Here is a 17006-nt window from a genome sequence, read left to right as displayed (position 1 = left end):
TTGTTGCCGCGCAGGGAAATTCGGCGCAACGCTAGACCGACAGCGCGAAACCGCCTGTCACACGGAGTGTTTCCCCCGTAATGAAGGACGCCCGCGGCGAGACCAAGTAGAGCAGTGCCTCGACAATGTCTTGCTCTTCGCCCGCACGGTGCAGGATCTGTTCGCTCAGCACCCGCTCCGCCTCCGCGGCGGACAACTGGGCACGGACCGTATCGGTGAGGATCAAGCCCGGCGCGATCGAGTTGACCCGGATACCCGCCTCGGCGAGCTCACGGGCGAAGGCGACGGTCAGTCCCCGGACAGTGAGCTTGGAGACGCCATAGACGGTTCGGTTGGCGTATGCCGCCGACGACGAGATATTGACGATCGAGGCGCCGTCCCGCCCGGTCATGGCCTTGTGCGCCGCGAGCGTGCAGTTGATCAGGCCCATGACATTGACGTCGAATACCCGCCGGACCGCGGCCAGGCCGAGTTCGGTGAACGGCCGGTTGTAGGCGGCATGCAGGCCCGCATTGTTGACCAGGATGTCGATACCGCCGTGGCGTTCGGTGACCGCGTCCATCATCGCGGCGACGCCGTCGGCGTCGGCGACATCGCAGGCTACCCCCGTCGCACCGCGGCCCTGCGCGGTCAACTCCGCGGCGGCGGACGTGGCGACCGCGCCGTCGATATCGGCGAGCACGACGTGCGCGCCCAGTTCCGACAATGCGGTGCCGAATGCCTTACCGAAGCCGCGGCCACCGCCGGTGATGACCGCGACCTTGCCCTGATGCTCGTTTTCGGACATCACGTCCCTCCTTCGAACGAGACACCGTAATTCGGTGCTCGACTTGACCTTTCGCGTTCGGTACCGCGATCACCTCGGAGCGAAGCGCTGGCCGGCGTCCAGGCGCAGGCACTGGCCGTTGAGCATGGGGTTGTCGATGATGGCGAGGGCGAGTTTGGCGTACTCCTCCGGACGGCCGAGCCGTTTGGGGAAGGCGGCGTCCTTGACCAATTGCGCCCGCATCTCGTCCGGGATTTTGACGGTTATACCGGTGTCGAACAGGCTGGGCGCGATAGCGAGCACCCGAATGCCGAGGGAGCCGAGATCACGGGCCATGGTGAGGCACATACCCGCGATGGCGGCCTTGGCGGCGCCATAGGCGACCTGACCGATCTGGCCTTCGAAGGCCGCGATAGACGAGGTGTTGATGATGACGCCGCGTTCGCCGGTCTCCTCGGGATCCTCCGGTTCGTTGCGGCTCATATGCGCTGCGGCGAGCCTGCTGATGTTGAAGGTCGCGACGGCGTTGAGGTCGAGCACCTGACGGAAGGTCTCGAGGTCGTGCGGACCTTCCTTGCCGAGCGTGCGCTTGGCCTTGCCGCCGCCCGCCGTGGTGATCGAGACATGCAGTCCGCCAAGGGAATCCACCGCGTCGGCGAGTGCCTGCTCGGTCGCCGCGAAGTCGGTGATGTCGACGGGGTGGAAGCTGGCGCCGAGTGCGGCGGCGACCTCGGCGCCCGCGGTACCGGGACGGTCGAGCACCGCGACATCAGCGCCGCGCGCCGCAAGCAGTTCGGCACTGGCCCGGCCCATGCCGGAGGCGCCGCCGAATACGACGACCTTCTTACCCTTGATTTCCATGGAATTCCTTCTCGCTCAGACGGATGCGGTGGACTGTTGCAGCAGGGTGCACAGCCGGTCGCGATGGACGGTGACGCCGCCGTAGAGGACGGCGTCGGTCTCGGCTCGGCGCAGGTAGAGATGCAGGTCGTGCTCCCAGGTGAAGCCGATACCACCGTGTAACTGCAGGGCGCGGGCCGTGACCTCCCCGGCGGCGGAGGAGGTATAGGAGGCGGCGACGCATGCGGCGCGCGTGGCGTCATCGGCATCGGCGGCCATCGCCGCGTAGTAGGTCGCCGCGCGGGCGCCGTGCACGAACATCGCCATATCGGCGCACGCGTGCTTGACGGCCTGGAAGGTGCCGATCGGCCGACCGAACTGCACGCGGGCCCCGGTGTATTCGACGGTGAGTTCCAGCATGCGCGCCATGACCCCGAGGGCATCGGCACATCGCAGCACCGAGGCGTAGTCGAGCAGCCATTGCACCTCGCAGGCTCCGACCTCGAGGCGGCGCTCGGCCGGGACGTGCACTTGCTCGAGCCGGACCTCGTAGAACGCGCGCGTCAGATCCAGGACCTGCTGACGCCGGACGGTGACCCCGGCGCTGTCCCGGTCGACGAGAAATGATGTCGGAACGCCTTCGTGCCGCGCGGTGACCAGCAGCCAACGCGCACCGCCCGCATCCTGTACCGCGGTCTTGACCCCATCGAGGATGAACCCGTCCCCGTTGCCCCGGGCCTCGGCCTGTAGCCCGTCCAGCGTCCACGGTGCCCGCGGTTCAGCGAAAGCCCAAGTGGCCCAACCGGATCCCTCGGCAAGCGCGGGCAGCACCTCGGCCCGCAGTGCGGGTGCACCCGCGGCGGCGATCGCGGCACCGACGACGGCGGTCGAGACAAACGGGCCGCGTCCGAGCCCGCGCCCGATCTCCTCCGCGACCAGTGTCAGCTCGACCAGCCCCTGGCCCGCACCGCCGTGCTCCTCGGGTAGAGCCAGGCCGGGCCAACCGAGCTCGGCGGTGAGCCGCCACAGCTGCGGGTCGACGTCTTCGTCGCGTTCCATCCAGGTCCGTAACGTCTCGATCGGCGCCCGGTCCGACAGTAGGTCGCGCGAGGCAGCGCACAACATCGTCTGCTCGTCGCTGAGCTCGAAGTTCATCAGTCACCACCCGATGCCGAAGACATATACATCATTGCGAAGGTATCCTTTTTTACATCTCGAGTCGAGATTCACCACGCTTTTCGCCTCTGATCTTTCAGGCAGCGCGGTAATAGAGTACAACGAATTATATGACTGACGCCGTTTTGCTCTCCGCCTGCCGTACCGCCATCGGCACCGCCCGCAAGGGCACCCTGCGTGATACCAGCGCCTTCGATCTCGCCACCGTCGTTGTCCGGGAGGCGGCGCAACGCAGCGGCTTGCCACCGGAGCTGATCGATGACGTCGTGCTCGGCGAATCCGTGGCCGGTGGCGGCGATATCGCCAGGTATGCCGCGATCGAGGCCGGGCTCACGCACGTTCCCGGCTTGGCGCACAACCGGCACTGCGCTTCCGGATTGGCCAGTATCGCGACCGGCGCCGGGAGCGTGCTGGCCGGGATGGATCGTGCGGTGATCGCCGGTGGGACCCAGTCGTTCTCGACCGCTCCCGTTTCGCGGCGGCGGATTCCCGGTACCGACGACTGGCAAGACCCGTGGAGCTCGCCGTCGCATGTGTCGACACCCGAGGCGCCGAGCAACGATATGGCGATGCTCGTCGGTTGGAATACGGCGCGGCTGGCCGGGGTGTCCCGGGAGGAGATGGACGCCTGGGCTCTCGGGTCGCACGAGCGGGCCATAGCGGCGATCGATGCCGGTCGGTTCCTCGACGAGATCGTCCCGGTCAAGGTCACCGATCGGGACGGCGGGGTGTCGGTCTTCGACGTCGATGAACATCCGCGCCGCGGCTCCAGCATGGCGAAACTCGCGGCGCTGAAGCCGCTGCATCCGGAGATCGAGGGTTTCTCGATCACCGCCGGTAACTCCAGCGGATTGAACGACGGTGCGGCCGCGGTGGTCGTCGCCAGTTCCGAACTGGCCGCCGAACACGGGCTCGCACCGCTGGCCACGGTGCGGTCGTGGGCGAGCGTCGGCGTCGATCCGGTGCGCACCGGCCTCGCGCCGATCGAGGCGATCCGAAAGGCGTTGGACCGGGCCGGGATCGGCATCGGCGACGTCGATCTGTTCGAGATCAACGAGGCCTTCGCATCGGTAACCGTGGCCGCCGTTCGGGGTTTGGGCCTGGATCCCGAGCGGGTCAATCCGTTCGGCAGCGGTTGCAGCCTCGGCCATCCGATCGCGACCACCGGCACCCGGATGGTGGTGACCCTGGCCCATGAATTGCGCCGTCGCGGCGGCGGTACTGCGGTCGCGGCCATGTGCGCGGGCGGCGGCATGGGTTCAGCACTGGTCCTGACGGTCTGAGCGGCCGTGATCGAGAGGTCGGACGAAGGACTGGGTGCTGCGGGGTCGGACGCTGAGGGGCTGAATGCCGCAGGGTTGGGCGTCGAAGGGCTGGATGCCAGTGGGTTGGGTGCCGGTCGGTTGGACGCCAGTGGGTTGGGTGCCGGTGGGTTGGGTGCCAGTGGGTTGGGTGCCGGTCGGCTCGACGCCGGTGGGCTGAACGCCGAGGAGCTGAGTACGGAGGGTCTGGACTGCCGCTGGGTGGACGGCGTGCTGTGGCTGACCCTGGACCGGCCGCGGGTGCGCAACGCGATGACGATCACGATGCGCCGGGGGTTGATTGCGGCGATGCGCGCAGCCGATTCCGATGCCGCAACCCGGTTGGTCGTGCTCACGGGAACCGATCCGGCATTCTCGGCGGGTATCGACCTGAAAGAGGCGCTGGGCAATGGCGCCGGATCACCGCGCGGGGCGCGCACCGATCCGGCGGCGGTGGTACGGGCGGCCCGCACGCCCGTACTCGGGGTCATCAACGGGTTGTGCTACACGGGCGCACTGGAATTGGCGCTGTCCTGTTCGTTCCTCATCGCCTCGGAGCATGCGAGTTTCGCCGACACACACGCCGCGATCGGATTGCCGCCGGGGTGGGGGATGAGCGCACTGCTGCCGCGGGCGGTGGGTGTGCGGCTGGCGCGTCAGATGATGCTGACGGGGGAGCGGATCGATGCGGCACGGGCGTTGGCGGTGGGGCTGGTGAACGAGGTCGTCCCACACGATCGGCTGCTCGACCGAGCCTGGGAGCTCGCGGATCTGATCCGCCGCACCCACCCGGATGCCGTCGTGGCGACACTCGAACTGCTTGCCGACGGTGAAGGCACCAGCCTGGCCCACGCCCTAGCGCTCGAGGCGCGGGCGAAGTTGCGATGGCGCTCGGATGTGGTGGACGTGGCGCGCCGATTCGCGGCTCGGACCAACCGAAAGTAACTGTGCGACAACCGACAAACTGAGCGTAGTGAGTACTACGCCGGTCCTGTGAAGGTTCACCCTTCCGACGAGTGCATCATTTGGGGTGGTGGTACTCCCTGGGACGAACAACAGCTGGTGGTCAGCCCCCACTGTGATTGAGCGCCGCTGACATAGGCGGATTCGCAAGAGCCCCGTACCTCGCCTGGTGGCGAGGTACGGGGCTCTCGTCTACGCCGGTCGCTCTGATCGGGGTCATCGGGCAGGCGAGCACTCTGGTTGTGGCGGCCAGAGTGCTCGCCGTAGCGATGCGGGCGTCCCTGTCAGGGCTTCCCGATTCGGTTACTTCGGTGCGGGCATCGGTGAGTTGATCGTGGTGAAGTACTGGATGGCCGCCATGATCGCGATCGGCGCGGTCACCAGGATCTGCCCGGCCAGGGTGCCCAGCGCACCGATGGCCACGATCCCGCCGATACAGCCGATGGCTGCGGCGGGAATGAACGCACCGAACAATCCGACGATGGTCGCCGAGGCCACGGTAGCGCCGGCGATGCCGCCCAGCACACAGCCGACAGCCCCGCCGGCGATGCCGCCGACCATGCTGCCGATTGTCGCCCCCATCGTGATGGTGCCCATCATTCGGCCGAACGCGGCCTGTTCCCGGTCGTACTGAGTCTTCCAGGGGGCCTGGTCCTCGTAGGGCAGGGCGACCGGCTTGTACACCGCGTGTTCCTGGTCGAACTGCGGTGTCAGTGTCGCGGTACGATCCTTGATCTCCGCAGCGATGGGGAAGACGAAATCGTCTACCCGGAAAGCCAATTCGGCACCGGCGAGGGTGGTCCCATTGGCTGCCTTGATCTTGAATACCCCGTCTTCCACGGCCATCGAACCGGCATCGGTGGTGATGATCGTCGATCTGTCGGTGGCATTCGCCGTGTAGTTCACGCCACGGTCGTCGGCCTGTGGTGCGGCGGCCCCGGGGGGTGCGGTAACGGCGAGCGCGGATGCCAGTAACACACCGGCGGCTGCGATCTTCCTCATCCTGTATTTCTCTTTTCTTTCGGATCCCTCGGACTTCGATGTGGAGGGACGTCTACTTCGGCACGACCTTCAGATCCGGGATCTGCTCGCCGCAGGCCGGAGCGCCATTCGTGTCCGGCACGAACTTGTCGCCGCGCAGGATCGAGATGAAGGTGCAGTTGCCCGGGGAGCCGACCGAGTAGGAGCCCCGGTTCTCGAAATCGGCAGGCTTCGGGAACAGTCCACCGGCGGTCCAGGTCTTATCGGTGCGCAGCGCGGACATCAACTGCTCCTGGCCGGCATTGCAGCCGGCTTTCTCGAGCCCCTCGATCAACAGGTCGGCGCTGACCCAGCCCACCGCCATCGAGAAGGACGGGATACCGGTCTCCGAGCCCGCGTGCTGCTTGAGTGCCGCCGAAAATGCCCGAGTCGCTTCGGTATTCATCTCCGTCGGTGCGAAGGACGTCATGAAACCGACGCCTTGGCCCGCCGCGATCGCCGGCGGCGACTTCAGCAGGTCCGCCCCGTAGCCGGTCGCCAGCAGCACCGACTTCATCTCGACCCCGGCCTGCCGCAGACCGGTCATGAGCGCGAATCCGGTGTCCGGAATGACCGGCGCGTACAGCACATCGGCACCGGATTCCTTGATGCCGAGGACGTAGGGACCGACATCGGTGGTCCCGAACGGAATGCGGATGTTGACATAACCGCGCGTCAGCCCTGCGTGTTCGGCCGACAGCGCCGCGCCTTCCGCCGACTTCGTGGCACTCGGGGTGTTGTAGGAGAGCACGGCGGCCTTGGTGCCGCCGATTTTCTTCCAGTAGTCACCCAGGGTCGTCGCGGTCTTGTTGTAGTCGGTACCACCCGTCGCGGCGAAGAGATTGTCGTACTTCGGGTTGAACCACTGCTCGCCGCCGTCGAAGCCGGCGCCGAGGAACGGCGTCTTGCTCGCCTGGGTGCCCGCGTACTGCCCCGCGCCGTAGAAGTACGTGCTCACCGGCAGCACCGCGTAGACGTGATCCTGCTGCACCAACTTCTGCGCCGCGGTCAACGCGCCCTGCGGTGTGGACTGGTCATCACCCATGACGACGTCGAAGCCGCGTGCCGCGCACTTCCCGTTCGCCGCCTGGTATGCGGCGAAGCGGGCTTTCACTCCGGGTTCGGTACCTGCGTAGTTGGCGGTCGCGGCGCCGCTGAGCGAGGTCAGCACACCCACCTTGACCGGCCCACTCGTATTGCCCGGGCCGCCGGAGCCGCCGCTGCCGCACGCAGGAACAAGAAACATTGCGGCGCACACCCATGCTGCGATCGCACCGACTCTGCGCATCTGCACTCCTCTAGCTATCGCCGATCCAGCTACGGTGCCGGAACGGCTCTGAGGGCTACAGTGGAGCATATTCAGTACCCTTTGTATCCGATTTTCACGAAGAATCCGGACAAAATCCTTGACGATGACCCTCTATTAGCGCACTCTTACCCATACCTCCAGAGCGTCGAACTTTTAGGGGCCTCACCGTTGCTCTCCTATGTTCTCGCCGGCTTAGCCCTCGGAGCGATTTACGCAATCGCCGCGGCATCGCTGGTCGTCACCTACGTTTCCTCGGGCGTTTTCAACTTCGCCTTCGGCGCCATGGCCTTCGCCGTCGCCCGCTTCTACTTCTTCCTGCACGTCGAACACGGGTGGTCGATGCCGCTCGCGGCCGTCGTCGCGATCGGGCTGTTCGGCCCGGCTCTCGGCATCGCGCTCTACGTGCTGCTTTTCCGCTACCTGCGATTGCGCTCGCCGCTGGTCAAGATCGTCGCGACGATCGGCCTTTCGGTCGCATTGCCACCGCTGGTCAACCTGGTGCTGGGACACTTGGTGAACACCACGGCACCCGGCCTGGCTCCCCAACCGCTGCGGATATTCCATGTATTCGGGGCGGTCGTCGATATGAACCAGGTGATCACCTATACGGGCCTGGCAGTGGTTCTGCTCGTCGGCACCGGTCTGCTGCGGTATACCGATATCGGCCTGCGGGTTCGGGCCTTGGTCGACTCCGAGGCGCTGACCGCGATGTCCGGAGTCAGCCCGACCCGGGTGTCGCTCGGCGTGTGGGCATTCAGTGCACTGTTGGCCGGACTCGCGGGGGTGCTCGTCGCCCCGACCGCGGGACTCACGGTCGAGGGCATGACTTCCTTGATGTCAGCCGCCTTCGCGGCGGTGGTCGCGGCCCGGCTGCGCAGTCTGCCGATGGCGGTCTCGGTCGCGCTCGCCATGGGTGTGGTCACCAATGTCATCCAGCGTTACCTCGATCCGCAGAGCCCGTTCTCGGCGCAGATCGTGCCCAGCATCCCGTTCATGTTCATGCTGGTCTTCCTGCTGTACTACGCGGTGCGTGGACAGGCCGGCGATACCACGGCGGGCGGCGCGCTCGATCGCGCGATCCGCACGGCGAATGCCGGAGCGCCTGGTAGCTCGGGCGGGACACGCACCGGCCGGACCCGACCGACGGCCGCACTCGTCGCGGGCGTGGTCACGTTGGTCATCGTGGCGGTACTACCCCTGGTCCTCGAGGACTTCTGGGCCGGTCTGGTCGGTGCGGGTATCGCGCTCGCGATCGCGCTGCTGTCGTTCACGCTGGTCACCGGTGAGGGCGGCATGATCTGGCTGTGTCAGATCACTTTCGCGGGGATGGGTGCCATCTTCGCGGCCGATCTGACCACGAACTCCGGATGGTCGCCGCTGGTGGCGGTCCTGGTCAGTGCGCTGTGCATCGTGCCGATCGGGGTGATCCTCGGATTGCTCACCATCCGCCTGGGCAACCTGTACGTTGCCCTGGTCACGCTGACCTTCGGCCTGCTCGCCCAGAACCTGATCTTCATGCGGGACCGGTTCTACAACTCCGGCCAGGGCATCTATATGCCGCGCCCCGAATGGGCCGCGGACAACGCGACATTCGCTCTGCTCGCCCTGGTGGTGTTCGTCGGGCTCGGTCTGCTCGTGGTCAATCTGCGGCGTTCGACCGCGGGACTCGCGGTGACCGCGGTCCGGTGGAGCGAACCCGGCTCGCGCACGCTTGGCCTGAGCATTCTTCCGATCAAGGTGCTGGTATCGGCCCTTGCCACGTTCGTCGCGGCGATCGGCGGCGGATTCCTCGCGCTGAATTACCAGTCGGCGCTGCCCGATTCGTTCAACGCGTTCACCGGTCTGGTCTGGCTGGCCGTTCTGGTCACCCTGGGCTCACGGTCGATCATGGGCGCGTTGGTCGCGGGGGTGGCCTTCGCCGTGCTGCCCAGCGTGTTCCAGACCTATCTGCCGACGAGTTGGGCGGAGATCCCGGTCATCATGTTCGGTTTCGGCGCGATCATGCTCGCCCGCAATCCGGACGGGATCGTCGCGATGCACGCGCGGCAACTCGACGATGTCATTCGTTGGTGGCAGCGCCGACGGCCCGCCGTCGAAAGCTCCGAAATATCAAAGGCAACAAAGGGTTCCGAGACGACACCGGCTGCGGAGCGATCCCGCGAGCGCGTCGAGGAACCACAGCTGACCCCGGGAGACCTGGCATGACCACCGACCCAACCCCACCGCGGATCGAGGCCAAAGGTGTGACCGTCCGCTTCGGTGGGCTCGTCGCCCTCAACGACGTCGACCTCCAGGTCCCGCCTGCATCCATCGTCGGTCTCGTCGGCCCCAACGGCGCAGGTAAGAGCACCTTGTTCGCGGTGCTGTCCGGACTGCTGAAACCGAGCTCCGGCGCCGTCCTGATGGACGGGCACGACGTCACCAAGGCGAGTGCGCAGTCGCGGGCCCGGCGCGGCCTCGCTCGTACCTTCCAGCATCCGGAGCTCTTCCCCGGACTGACCGTCCGCGAACACGTGGTGCTCGGCTACCGGCTCCGGCACGCACGCAGCCGGATGTGGACCGACCTCGTGACGGCGGGCGGTTTCCGCCGAGCCCCCGCCGACGAGGACCGGCGGGTCGACGAGATCCTCGCCGCACTGCAACTGACCGGGCACGCCGATCTGCCGGTGGCCGGACTGCCGCTGGGCACCAGTCGGCTCGTCGAGATCGCCAGGGCACTGGCCGTCGATCCGAATGTGCTACTGCTGGACGAACCGTCGTCGGGGCTGGACGCGCGCGAAACCGATGAGCTCGCGGGCACATTCACCCGTGTCGTGGCCGACCACGGCGTATCGCTGCTGCTGGTCGAGCACGATGTCGATCTGGTGCTCGGGCTCAGCGATGTCGTCCATGTGCTCGACTTCGGCGTCAAGATCAGCGAAGGAACCCCGGCCGAGGTCCGTGCGGATCCGGCCGTGCGCGCCGCGTACCTGGGCGCGGGCCCCGACGAGGAAAGGACCTCGGCATGACCACCACGTCTTCCCTGCTCGCCGTCCGCGACCTGAGCGTCCGCTACGGTGCCGCGCAGGCACTGCAGGGCGTGACCTTCGATGTGCACCCGAACAGCGCGCTCGCCGTGCTCGGGCCGAACGGTTCCGGAAAAAGCACCCTGGCCAGGGCGCTGTCCGGGCTCGTCGCACCGGTGGACGGAACCGTCGAACTCGACGGCCGCGATATCACCGGCGCGACGCCGGACCGGATTCGGCGCGCAGGCCTCGTACATCTGCCCGAAGGCCGCGGCGTGTTCCCGACCCTGACCGTGCTGGAGAATCTGCGCATGGCCACGGCGGCCGACCGGCGGCGCAGGGCCGTGGCCATCGATCATGCCTTCGAGATCTTTCCTGTGCTGCAGCAACGGCAGCGTCAGGCCGCAGGCACCCTGTCCGGCGGCGAACAGCAGATGCTGTCGCTGGCCAGGGCGCTGATGGTCGAACCGCGGTTGGTGATCGCCGACGAGATGTCGCTCGGCCTGGCGCCGAAGATGGTCGATGTGGTCTTCGAGAGCCTGCAGCGGGCCAGGGCGGCCGGTGTCACGGTGATCATGATCGAGCAGTTCGCCAGTCGCGCACTGGCTTTCGCCGACCACTGCCTCATCCTGCAGCGCGGGCGGATCGCCTGGTCGGGTGCCGCCGACCAAGCCGGTGACGAACTGCTGCGCGGTTATCTCGGTGACGCCACTGCGGCTTGAGGTGTACATAGAAAAGGGGCCGAGGTATTGCCTCGGCCCCTTTCGGTCTACTCCGGCTCGATGATGGAAACCGTCTTGTAGCGCAGGAATTCGTCGATCCCGGCCCGCCCGCCTTCCCTATGAGATTCGTCGACTGGATATTCGCGCCGAGCCCGTAGGGCGTGCTGTTGGCCAACGCGACCGCCTCGTCATCGGTCGAGAACTTGAAGATCAGCAGTACCGGGCCGAAGATCTCCGTCTGTGCGATCTCGTGGTCGGGATCGGTATCGACGATGATCGTCGGCTCCACGAAGTTCTTGTCCGCGAGGTCGCCGCCTGCCTTGCTGCCGCCCAGCACGATTCGGCCCGCACCATCACGCCGGACGCGGTCGAGCATGCCGCAGACCCGCTCGACAGCGGCGGCATTGATGAGCGGTCCGACCTTGACCTCCGGATCGAACGGATCGCCCACCTTGTAGGTGGCCGCGATGGCGGTTACCCGTTCGACCATCTCGTCGTGGATGTCCTCGTGCACGATCAGACGGCTCGGCACGGCACAGCCTTGGCCTGCCAGTACTCCGATGCAGTCGCGCACAGCACGGTTGGCCACGGCGTCGAGGTCTCCGGCGTCCGGGAACACAAGGCTCGCGGTCTTACCGCCCAACTCCAGCACTGCGGGTTTGAGCTGGTCGGCACACGCGTGCATGATCTGGCGTGCCGCGACGGGCCCGCCGGCGAAACTCACCTTCGCCACCTTCGGATGCCGAACCAGGGCGGCTCCAGCCTCCGGGCCACCGGTCAGTATGGTGCAAACTCCTTGCGGCACACCGGCTTCCCGCAGCAGTTGCGCGAACAGATCAGGGGAGAAGGGGGTGAACTCCGAGGGTTTCACCACGACGCAATTTCCGGCCGCCAGCGCCGGTACGACCTTCATGCCGAGGGAGATGACCGGTCCGTTCCAGGTGACGATGATGCCGACGACGCCAGGTCATGCCACCGGCTTCGGTCACGTTAGCTAATAGCGTGTACTAATTACAATAATTCGACTAACTTGCTGGTAAAAGCTGTATAAAGGTGCCCTCATTGTGCAGAACGTCGATAGGATTTCAGTATGAAAGGCGCGACCGGCTCGGCCGCAGCGATCCCCGCGATCGGGTCGATACGATGACTGTTCGCCAAGAACGACGGGGCCGGGTGCTCGTGGTTCGGATCAACCGCGAGGAGAAACGCAATGCCATCGATCGAGCGGTTGCCGAGGGTATCGACGCGGCGCTGAACCTGCTCGACGACGATCCGACGCTCTGGGTCGCAGTGCTGACGGGAACCGCATCGGTGTTCTCGGCGGGCACCGACCTGAGGGACGGTGCGGGCGGCGGCACCGAACGGGGCGGGGAGTACGGCATCATTCGCCGTCGCCGGGCGAAACCACTGATCGCGGCGGTCGAGGGACCGGCCTACGGCGGTGGTCTCGAGATCGTCCTCGCCTGCGATCTCGTAGTCGCTTCGCGCACCGCCCGTTTCGCACTTCCGGAGACCCGGCGCGGTGTGGTCGCCTCCTCGGGCGCGCTCTTCCGCACACTGCGCGCCCTGCCCCTGCACGTCGCCAAGGAGCTATTGATCACCGGCGCCGTATTCGACGCCGAACGCGCGCACCAGCTCGGGCTGGTGAATCGCGTTACCGAACCCGGCCGCGCACTCGATGCGGCACTGGAACTCGCCGATGACGTTTGCGCCTCGTCACCCGTGGCGGTCGGGGCGACACTGGCGGCGATCGCGTCTCAGTACGACGCGGCCGATGCAGACGGTTGGGACGCCACCGCCGAAGCCGTGGCGCGGGTAATGCGCAGCGAAGACTTGAAAGAAGGCGTTGCCGCATTCCTGGAAAAGCGCCCACCGCAGTGGCGGGGGCGCTGACCAGTCAGGCGACGTTGACCGGGGCCTTCTTCACGCTCTTGTCGAAGCCCACGACATCGGCCAGAGTGCCGCCGAGGATGATCGCCCGCTCGTCGTCGGGAACCCCGTCGAAGTTGAAGTCGATGCATTCCTTGCTACTGCGGAAGGTGCCTTCCGCGTGCGGGTAGTCGTTGCCCCAGATGACGGTCGACATCCCGGTGATGTGGCGGGCCTTGACGGCCACTGGGTCGTCCGCGAACTGCACATGGATCTGACGCTGGAGGTATTCGCTGGGCGCGAGCGGGTAGGGCCATTTCCCGTTGATGGCGAACAGTCGTCCCATGGTCGGCTGGTCGTTCGGCGGGCGAGAGTCGTCCCAGAACCCGAGCCACCAATCGGCGTCCTGGCCGATGCCGGTCCGCCAGGATTTGTCCATCATGCCCATGAACGAGACCAGCCAGCCCGCGCCGAACTCGGTGAGGTTGAAGTGCAGGTTCGGAAATCGTTCGCAGACACCGCCGCCGATGAGGGCGGCGATGATGGCCTGCGGGCTGGCCGATGCGGTGTTCCCGCCGCCCATGGTCCGGCCCGCGACCATATCGTCGGTCAGCTGTCCCTTCCCCATATTCATGGCCGTCATCAGGCCTTTGACGGTCGTCGCCGTTTCGGACACCGACTCCTTGACCATCACCCCGCCGGTGGCGACGTGGAAGAACACCGGCAACCCGTGCGCCTGAGCGGCCGCCCACACCGGGTCGTACTCCCGCGACCAGTAGGGCAGGGGCGGGATCTCCGGCAGCAGGACGGCTCCCAATCCCATGCGCGCACATCGCTCGATCTCGGCGACCGCGTCCGGAATGTCGGTGAGCGGGATCGCCGCCGTCGGGCGCATCCGATCCTTGTGCGGGAGATACCGTTCGACGAGATAGTCGTTCCACGCCCGCGCGTGCGCCATCGACAGCTCGTGGTCGTCGGTGAACAGGACGAACAGCGACAGGTTCGGGAACATCACCGAGGCGTCGACGCCATCGAGATCCATATCCCGGATGACGTTCTCCGGCTCGCCGTCCGGTGTCCGCCCGCCGAGCTGCCGGTACTTGGAGATGGTCCAACCGTCGAACCCGACCGTGTGCAGCTTCTTGAACTCGGTGTGTCCGCCCGCCACGATCGGCTCGTCGAGGGTGAACTCCTCCTCCCAGAGGGCGCGGTCCCGCAGATGTTTGGGCAGCCGGGTTTTGTACAGGTCGACCGGCTCGATGATGTGCGTATCGCCCGATACGACGAAGAAATCCGACACGTTGACACCTTGCTTTCTTGACAGTTCCGCGCACCGGCGCGAGTAGAGACTTAGCCTCATTGGTGAGACTGAGTGTCAGACTAGCTCGCAGAACTCAGTTCTGTCACTGAATTGCAAAGGGTAGCGTCATGCCCATGAGCGGAACCAAGCGCACGAGAATGATCGCCCGCGCCGCAGTGCGAGCCGACCTCGCACAGGTCGCCTATGAACTGACCCGTGAGCGGGGGTTCCACAACGTCACCGTGGATGACATGGCCGCGGCTGCCGGGGTATCCCGCAGCACTCTCCTGCGCTACTTCGGCAGCAAGGAGGAAGCGGTGCTGAGCGCCTTCGACGCCCACGCCGACCAGTTCGCGGACGCGCTGCGTGCCCGGCCCGCCGAAGAGGACGACTGGACGGCGTTGCGCCGGGCGCTGGGAGGGGTCATCGAGTTCTATCTGCAGGACCCGGTCGCCGCGCTCGCCATGACGCGACTCATCTTCGACACCCCGGAGTTGTCCGGGCGGCAGCTGGAGAAGCAGCACAGTTGGCGACCCGCCCTCACTGCGGCGCTGGCCGAGCGGGCAGGCGTATCGGGACCGGTCCCCATCTCGGTGGAGATCAAGGTCGCCGCCGCGACGAGTTGCCTGAATATCGCCGTCGAGCGCTGGTCGGCATCCAATGGCGAACTCGATCTGGCGGAGTTGCTCGATGAAGCATTCGACGCGCTCTCGTCGGTGCGCAACGGGCGCGTCCACTAACGGATCGGCGGGGTCGCCCGCTGAGGAGCGACCCCGCCGAAGGGGGTCAGATGATCGAACCGACGTCTTGCGCAACTATGTGGTCGAGTGCGCGTTCGGCGACGGCCGCGATGGTCATCGATGGGTTGCAGGCCGCGCTGTTGCCCGGGATCAGCGCGCCGTCGAGGACATAGAGTCCGCGCTGCCCGTGCACGCGGCCTTCCAGATCGCAGACCGGGCCCATATTCGCACCGCCGAGCGCGTGCCAAGTGGAGGGGACTGCCAGGTTCGTATCGACGAGAACGCTTGCCGGGCCGGCGATCTTCTGCACCAGCGGACCGATGGCGCCGTTCTGGATCGCCGCGTCTCCTTCTTTGGGCCAGCGCAGCACTGCCTCGTCCTTGCCCGAGTCGTATACGAAGCGTCCGCGGGCGTTGCTGACGCCGTAGCCGACCAGCATGGTGGTGCGCGCATCCACGCCCGCCGGTGGGATCGATGCCTGGATGACCGTGGCCGCTTTCGTGGGATCGTCCCAGTTCAGGCTGCCGTAGACGACCGGTCCGCCCTGGGGGTAGCCGAGATCGCTGTCGAGGCAGGTCCAGGTGTAGATGCGGTCGGCGTTGGTGCCCCACCCGGCGCCGAGTGCGTCCGGCAGGTCCGGGATGGTTCCCTTCGCTTTGGCTCGCACCAGCAGTTTGGTGGTGTTGAGGCTTCCGGCGGCCATGACCAGCGTGCCCGCGGTGAGGATCTTGTTCTCCAGCACGGTGCCGGAGGAGTCGGTCCGGTCGACGTAGACGGTCCACCGTCCGTCCCTGGCGCGTTCGACCTCGGTGACGTGGTGGAGTATTTCGACCTGCACCTTGCCGGTCGCCTCCGCCGCGGCGATATAGGTGACGTCGACGGAGTGTTTTCCGCCGTTGTTCACACCGAGCGCACCGTCGCCATTGGTATAGGAGGGCTTCATCTCGCCACGGAGTTCGGCGAGCGCGTAATTCCAGTCGATCGGCATCGGAATCTTCGACACCGGCAAACCGGCCTTGCGTACATGTTGTTCGAAGACCCGGACGGCCTGATAGTTCGGACTGGCGATCAGTTCGTCCGGGGCGACCGCGAGCTTCAACATCTGCGCGACGCGCGGATAGTGGACCCGGTTCATCGTCGGCCAATCCAGACCGTCCGGGAACTGCGTGGCGAATGCGGCCTGCGACGGCTGCAGCGACATGCCTTGGTACACAAGGGATCCGCCGCCGACACCGGCCGCGCACAGCGCTGTCATATTCTCGCCTGATACCGTCTCGAGCAGTCCGGCGTAGGGGTCGAACGCCACCGGCTTACCGAACAGCTCCGGCGCGGACTCGTACCAGAGAATGCGCTTATCCGGAGACGTGGCGTGCGGGAACGTCTCCGCATTCGGACCTGTCGGCCATCGTAATCCGCGCTCCAGCATCAAGACCGGGACTCCGGCCTGGGCTAGGCGCAGCGCGGTGACGCCGCCGCCGAATCCGGTCCCGATCACGATGACCCGATGGTCTTCGCGGACGAGCGGGACACTCCTCATATTTGTCGCGATACCGCTGCCACCGGCGGCAATTCCCGTACCCGCCAATGCGACTGCGGCACCGGCGGCGCCACCGAGAAACGACCGGCGCGTGAATGCGGACATGTTTGATCGACCTCCTGATCGCGGGGATCGGATCGGATCCCCGCGGGGATGTTGAGAGCAAGGAATACCGGCCCGCGCGACAGTGGATTTCGCGCGCGGGGTGTCGGGGAGCTCCCGCGGCGAATCCCGCAGGATGTTGAGAGGACGAATACCGGCCCGCGCGGCAGTGGATTTCGCGCGCGGGGTGTCGGGGAGCTCCCGCGGCGAATCCCGCGGGACGTTGAGAGGAGGAATACCGGCCCGCGGCAGTGGATTTCGCGCGCGCGGGGGTTCGGGGGACCTCCCGCGGATGTCGGTGAGTGCAGGGAGTTGACGACATCCGCGGGAGGTCTGGGCCCGCCGACAAGGCGTGG

The 17006-nt window shown here is 66.4% G+C and carries 15 protein-coding genes; 7 read left to right on the top strand and 8 right to left on the bottom strand.

Translation table 11 applies throughout. From position 1 onward, the window contains the following. Positions 1-31 precede the first annotated feature (31 nt). From OIE68_RS18200 to OIE68_RS18190, 3 genes are all read right to left on the bottom strand, one after another. Positions 32-787, bottom strand: a complete 756-nt coding sequence (locus OIE68_RS18200) for an SDR family NAD(P)-dependent oxidoreductase (protein WP_327100556.1) — start codon at positions 785-787, stop codon at positions 32-34. 69 nt (positions 788-856) lie between these two features. Beyond that, the gene (locus OIE68_RS18195) at positions 857-1627 is read right to left on the bottom strand and encodes an SDR family NAD(P)-dependent oxidoreductase (RefSeq protein ID WP_327100555.1); all 771 of its coding nucleotides are present in this window, start codon (positions 1625-1627) and stop codon (positions 857-859) included. A gap of 15 nt (positions 1628-1642) precedes the next feature. Beyond that, positions 1643-2761, bottom strand: a complete 1119-nt coding sequence (locus tag OIE68_RS18190; protein WP_327100554.1) for an acyl-CoA dehydrogenase family protein — start codon at positions 2759-2761, stop codon at positions 1643-1645. A gap of 131 nt (positions 2762-2892) precedes the next feature. Here OIE68_RS18190 and OIE68_RS18185 point away from each other — a divergent pair, with 131 nt between their 5' ends. Both OIE68_RS18185 and OIE68_RS18180 read left to right on the top strand, forming a co-directional pair. Further along, complete coding sequence (locus OIE68_RS18185) at positions 2893-4065, top strand: thiolase family protein (protein ID WP_327100553.1); 1173 nt, start codon at positions 2893-2895, stop codon at positions 4063-4065. A gap of 6 nt (positions 4066-4071) precedes the next feature. Next, on the top strand, positions 4072-5028 hold the full coding sequence (locus OIE68_RS18180; RefSeq protein WP_327100552.1) for an enoyl-CoA hydratase: 957 nt from the start codon (positions 4072-4074) through the stop codon (positions 5026-5028). Positions 5029-5349: 321 nt separating this feature from the next. Here OIE68_RS18180 and OIE68_RS18175 read toward each other — a convergent pair whose 3' ends face one another. Both OIE68_RS18175 and OIE68_RS18170 read right to left on the bottom strand, forming a co-directional pair. Continuing rightward, positions 5350-6048 carry a hypothetical protein gene (locus OIE68_RS18175; protein WP_327100551.1) on the bottom strand — a complete coding sequence of 233 codons (699 nt, stop codon included), beginning with the start codon at positions 6046-6048 and terminating at the stop codon, positions 5350-5352. A gap of 52 nt (positions 6049-6100) precedes the next feature. Then, a complete protein-coding gene (locus tag OIE68_RS18170) occupies positions 6101-7354 on the bottom strand; it encodes an ABC transporter substrate-binding protein (protein ID WP_327100550.1) in 1254 nt (417 codons plus the stop codon). Between the two features lie 189 nt (positions 7355-7543). On the opposite strand from OIE68_RS18170, the gene OIE68_RS18165 reads away from it, so the two are divergent. The 3 genes from OIE68_RS18165 to OIE68_RS18155 are packed head-to-tail and all read left to right on the top strand — an operon-like array spanning position 7544 to position 11102. Continuing rightward, a complete protein-coding gene (locus tag OIE68_RS18165; protein ID WP_327100549.1) occupies positions 7544-9580 on the top strand; it encodes an ABC transporter permease in 2037 nt (678 codons plus the stop codon). Continuing rightward, on the top strand, positions 9577-10383 hold the full coding sequence (locus OIE68_RS18160) for an ABC transporter ATP-binding protein (RefSeq protein ID WP_327100548.1): 807 nt from the start codon (positions 9577-9579) through the stop codon (positions 10381-10383). The genes OIE68_RS18165 and OIE68_RS18160 overlap by 4 nt, the downstream gene beginning before the upstream one ends. Continuing rightward, complete coding sequence (locus OIE68_RS18155; RefSeq protein ID WP_327100547.1) at positions 10380-11102, top strand: ABC transporter ATP-binding protein; 723 nt, start codon at positions 10380-10382, stop codon at positions 11100-11102. Before OIE68_RS18160 ends, OIE68_RS18155 begins: the two co-directional genes overlap by 4 nt. On the opposite strand, the gene OIE68_RS18150 is transcribed toward OIE68_RS18155, so the two are convergent. Further along, complete coding sequence (locus OIE68_RS18150; protein WP_327101709.1) at positions 11005-12054, bottom strand: aldehyde dehydrogenase family protein; 1050 nt, start codon at positions 12052-12054, stop codon at positions 11005-11007. The genes OIE68_RS18155 and OIE68_RS18150 overlap by 98 nt on opposite strands. 191 nt (positions 12055-12245) lie before the next feature. Between OIE68_RS18150 and OIE68_RS18145 the strand changes: the two genes are divergently transcribed. After that, positions 12246-12995: an enoyl-CoA hydratase-related protein gene (locus OIE68_RS18145; protein WP_327100546.1), complete on the top strand. Its 750-nt coding sequence runs from the start codon at positions 12246-12248 to the stop codon at positions 12993-12995. A 4-nt stretch (positions 12996-12999) separates the two neighbouring features. Here the strand turns inward: OIE68_RS18145 and OIE68_RS18140 are convergent, their stop codons facing one another. Continuing rightward, on the bottom strand, positions 13000-14271 hold the full coding sequence (locus OIE68_RS18140; RefSeq protein ID WP_327100545.1) for an amidohydrolase family protein: 1272 nt from the start codon (positions 14269-14271) through the stop codon (positions 13000-13002). A gap of 134 nt (positions 14272-14405) precedes the next feature. Here OIE68_RS18140 and OIE68_RS18135 point away from each other — a divergent pair, with 134 nt between their 5' ends. Further along, positions 14406-15011 carry a TetR family transcriptional regulator gene (locus tag OIE68_RS18135; RefSeq protein WP_327100544.1) on the top strand — a complete coding sequence of 202 codons (606 nt, stop codon included), beginning with the start codon at positions 14406-14408 and terminating at the stop codon, positions 15009-15011. Between the two features lie 46 nt (positions 15012-15057). On the opposite strand, the gene OIE68_RS18130 is transcribed toward OIE68_RS18135, so the two are convergent. After that, positions 15058-16653: a GMC oxidoreductase gene (locus tag OIE68_RS18130; RefSeq protein WP_327100543.1), complete on the bottom strand. Its 1596-nt coding sequence runs from the start codon at positions 16651-16653 to the stop codon at positions 15058-15060. Positions 16654-17006 lie beyond the last annotated feature (353 nt).

Source organism: Nocardia vinacea (genome assembly GCF_035920345.1).
Taxonomy (GTDB): domain Bacteria; phylum Actinomycetota; class Actinomycetes; order Mycobacteriales; family Mycobacteriaceae; genus Nocardia; species Nocardia vinacea_A.
The sequence above is the reverse complement of the archived record's forward strand: the minus strand, read 5'-3'. Positions and strand labels throughout refer to the sequence as shown.